The organism is Rhodococcus sp. P4_B6 (genome assembly GCF_056402215.1).
Genome location: NZ_JBFUHV010000333.1, coordinates 1 through 4,340, shown reverse-complemented (window position 1 = coordinate 4,340; position 4,340 = coordinate 1). Strand labels below are relative to the sequence as shown.

The following is a 4,340-nucleotide window of genomic DNA, read 5'->3' as shown; positions in this document are numbered from 1 at the left end:
GTTCGAACCTGCCAATGAGCTTGCCCGACTGCTCGCTCAACGTGAAGTTCCGATCACTGCGCTTGAGCACGCCTACCGCCTGTACCAAGACAGCGTTGTTCGCTGGTGCCTCCAGGAGCTGGCCGCCCGCAGTGACGACGCGACCGTAACCGCGCAGGCTGCACTGGAGATCACGAGGCTGGTATCAGCACACGTCAACCTGATCGCCAAAGATTTGCTAACAACGTATGAGGCTGAGCGAGACGCATGGCGGCAGCGCCGCAGCGCCTCCCGCTCCGCACGGATCAGCGACATACTGGGAGACCGACCTATCGACATTGGCGCGGCCGAGGCAGCACTGGGCTACCGTCTCAGCCAATACCATCTCGGCGTGATCGTCTGGGCCGAACGGGGCGAAGGGGCGGATGACGAGCTGGGCCACCTCGAAGAAGCAGTGACCGCTCTCGCAACACCACTAGGCATCCGCGGCCATCCGCTGTTCGAGCCGCGCGACGAGCACACGGGGTGGGCATGGTTACCGCTCGGAGGACAGAATAATGTCGACCACGCGAAGTTTGCAGCGATCACTGCAAGTTGGGAGCTGCCGGTTTCCGTAGCTGTTGGTGCACCCCAGAAGGGGGTCGCCGGGTTCGTCCGCACTCACTCGCAGGCAAATCAAGCCCGCGCTGTTGCCCAGGTCGCACGTGTCCCGGCCCCACGGATCTTTTCCATTGCCGAGCTTGGCGCGGTCGCGCTGATGTGCAGTGACCTCAGCGCCGGTCGCGCCTGGGTGGCCGACGTTTTGGGTCCGTTGGCAGCTAGTGACCCGGCGAGCGAGGATCTACGCACGACATTGCGCGAATTCCTCCGCACTGGTGGGAGTTACGCTGCCGCCGCAACTGCGTTGCACATGCACAAGAACTCCGTCGTCTACCGGATTCACAAGATCGAAGATCAACTCGGCCGGAACGTGCGCGACGGACGCCTTGAGCTCGAGAACGCACTGGAGCTGTGCTACTGGCTTGGGGAGGCCGTGCTCGCCGCGGACCCGTACTGACGGCCCGGATTATTGGCCAAGGCACACAATGCCGCCGCAGCGGAGCTGCCCTATGCAGGTCTAGCRCTGGCCTAGCCCTGCGTTAGCCCGGTCGAGACATCGACGGTCCATGAAGTCACCTCAATGGATGACGGGCCCAGGGAGAGTTACTCCCTCCCTTTCAGCCGGCAGGACCGTCGGTCTCCTCGACCTCGCCGAACTGCCCACGCCTCGGCCGCCACCGCAACCTGGCCCGCATTCCCCCTCCACTCGAGTTGCCCTCGTTCCAGCACGGCCGAGCGGGCGGAATCACGTGACTGCCACCCCGAGGTATTACGTGCCGCACGACAACTCCGGTCCGTCGCTTCCGGAAATCCCAACGCTCGTAGGTAGCAGACGCTGCCATACGGTATGACTTGAGCCACAAACGCCGCCGGCTGTGATTGGGCGCACAGACCAAAAGGGTCCGATTTCTACGTGCCGCCAGCACGGTGAAATGCCGTCAGCACGCGCTTAGCGTCTAGGGGGCCAGCTTATTCCTGCCGACGCAGACAGCAACAACTACGTGTGGATGTCAGGGCCCAGGGGCACCAGAACTGCTTTCGATCAGTGTAAGGAACGTCGATGAGAACGATCCACAACCGGTTCCAAGCCGCAAGCGGATGTGTTCGTGTTTTCAGCGAACGCGCTGACGTGGCCGATTGAGACGCAATCACGGGCAAGCACTCGATACGAAAAGATCAACCATTCTGTAAGCCCTCAACGTCACCGCGCTGGGCACGGAGCAGGAACGCTTCTCGGATAACTCAGCACCATCCGACACCTGGCGGATCTCGCTCTTGTGCTCGGTTCGGGCGCGAAAGAAAACATAGAAGGAGCCTTTCAGATGTCGGACCGACACCTGCTTGTCATAGGCAACGGCTGCGGTGGTACCGAAGCGGCATTTGCTGCACGCACCTCCGGATGGGAGGGCCCGATCACGCTGCTGGGTGACGAGAGATTTCAGCCGTACCATCGACCACCCCTGTCGAAGGCGTACCTCAAGGGCGAAGTCGCAGCAGAATCACTGCACCTGCGCGGCGCAGTGGCATATGAGAAGAATCGGATCACCGTCCACGCAGGCCATCACGCCAAGGCCATCGACCGTAAGCATCGCAAGGTCGCAATGTCCGACGGAACCGAAATCGGTTACGACGAGCTGGTTCTCGCAACAGGCGGCCGACCGCGAACACTGCCGGTCGCGGATGCCCTTCCCCAGAAGCCGTCGAATCTCCACTACCTCCGCACCCGGGCAGATGCGGACGCGCTTCGAGGTGAACTTCGGCCCCAACGGACGGTAGTTATCGTCGGTGCCGGATACATCGGCTTGGAAGTGGCAGCAGCCGCCGTGAAGGCGGGCATGACCGTGATCGTGCTCGAGGCTGCCTCCCGCGTACTCGCTCGCGTCACTGCGCAACCGATCTCTGAGTACTACGAGTCCGTTCATCGGGAGGCGGGCGTCAATATTGTCACCGACTGCCTGGTAGAGGGGCTGGAGACCACTCGGGAAGGCGGCCGCATCGAAGCGGTTCGCTGCTCGGACGGCACACGACTTGCTGCCGATCTGGTTATCGTCGGAATTGGGCTGATCCCGAACAGCGAACTGGCCGCAGCAGCAGGCCTCGAGGTCGACGACGGGATCGTGGTCGACGACGACCTTCGCACCACCGATCCCCACATCATGGCTGTAGGAGATTGCGTTCGCCAGTACAGCCATCTGTACGACCGCTACGTCCGTGTCGAGTCGGTGCCTAACGCACTCGAACAGGCGCGCAACGCTGCTGCCGTCCTGTGCGACAAGCCGACCCGCCCGAATGGCGCTCCATGGTTCTGGTCCGATCAGTACGACCTGAATCTGAAGATGGTCGGCTTGTCGGACGGGTACGACCGCCTAGTGCTACGCGGAAGGCCCGACGATCGATCCTTCAGMGCCTTCTACGTAGTGGGCGACCGAGTACTCGCGGTGGACACAATCAATCGACCCGCCGATTTCAACATCTCGAAAAGACTTATCGCGGAACGAATCCCTGTGGCCGCCGACCTGCTTGCAGCGAGCGATATTTCGCTGCGGGACTTGGTCAATTCGGCACAACCGTCAATCTCAAGCACCACAGCCAGAACCTAGGAGGCTCACCGACCATGGCACAAGCAACCTTCATCACCCCCGACGGCGACCGCGACGAACTGAGCATCGCGTCCGGAACAACTCTCATGCAGGCTGCGGTCGGTCACGGCATCCGCTCGATCGTCGGAGATTGCGGTGGCAGCGGCGCCTGCGCAACCTGCCACATCTACGTAGACCCGCAGTTCCTCGACAAGCTCACCCCAATGGATTCCAACGAGCAAGAGATGCTCGAATGCGCCTCCTCCCCCGTGCAGGACAACAGCCGGTTGAGCTGCCAAATCGCGATGCACGACCACCTCGACGGAATCATTGTCGAAGTCGCCCCGACCCAGTGGTAGTCAGCCGACTCGACAAGCAACAGACAGTTCCGAGCGGCTTCCCGCTCCCCGCTCTTCGACAGACCAGGTGAAGGAGTTCATATGAGAATGCAGGACAAGGTCGCACTCATCTCGGGCGGCGCACGAGGCATGGGCGCTTCCCATGCTCGAACGATCGTCGCCGAGGGCGGGAAGGTCGTCATCGGCGACATCCTCGATGACGACGGCGAAAGTTTGGCACGGGAACTGGGAGCGGACAAGGCCGTCTACACACGGCTTGACGTCACCAGTTACGCCGATTGGCAGAACGCTGTCGACCTGTCCATGACGACGTTCGGAAAGCTGAACGTCCTCGTGAACAACGCGGGCATCGTCAATATGGGGTCGTTGACCGACTATTCGACGAAGGACTGGGACGACATCATCGCCGTGAACCTGACTGGGCCGTTCCTCGGCGTCAAGGCCGCCACCCCGACGCTGATCTCGTCCGCCCCGTCGTCCATCATCAATATCTCGTCGACCGCCGGCTTCCAAGGCATCGCCGAACTGCACGGCTACACGGCCTCCAAGTTCGGCGTGCGTGGTCTGACCAAATCGGTCGCGCTCGAATTGGCCCAGCACGGCGTCCGCTCGAACTCCGTCCATCCCGGAACTGTGTCGACGCCGATGAATGCCGATCTGGACGTGGCGGACTTCAACCCGATGAAACGAATGGGCAACGTCGAGGAGGTTTCGCAACTGATCATCTACCTCGCCAGCAACGAGTCCAGCTTTGTCACTGGAGCCGAATTCATTATCGATGGAGGGGAACTGGCAGGGACCGGGCCTCTGAGCTCCAAATAGC

Annotated in this window: 4 protein-coding genes; all 4 read left to right on the top strand. The window is 61.6% G+C overall.

Translation table 11 applies throughout. The annotated features are described in order from the left end of the window. The coding region (locus AC1DWT_RS49820) for a PucR family transcriptional regulator (RefSeq protein WP_477926126.1) at positions 1-1,036 on the top strand (1,036 nt) is incomplete at its 5' end. 820 nt (positions 1,037-1,856) lie between these two features. Then, positions 1,857-3,179, top strand: a complete 1,323-nt coding sequence (locus AC1DWT_RS49815; RefSeq protein ID WP_477926125.1) for an NAD(P)/FAD-dependent oxidoreductase — start codon at positions 1,857-1,859, stop codon at positions 3,177-3,179. 14 nt (positions 3,180-3,193) lie between these two features. Then, complete coding sequence (locus AC1DWT_RS49810; RefSeq protein ID WP_477926124.1) at positions 3,194-3,517, top strand: 2Fe-2S iron-sulfur cluster-binding protein; 324 nt, start codon at positions 3,194-3,196, stop codon at positions 3,515-3,517. An 81-nt stretch (positions 3,518-3,598) separates the two neighbouring features. After that, positions 3,599-4,339, top strand: a complete 741-nt coding sequence (locus AC1DWT_RS49805; RefSeq protein ID WP_477926123.1) for an SDR family oxidoreductase — start codon at positions 3,599-3,601, stop codon at positions 4,337-4,339. The last annotated feature ends 1 nt before the right edge of the window (position 4,340 follow it).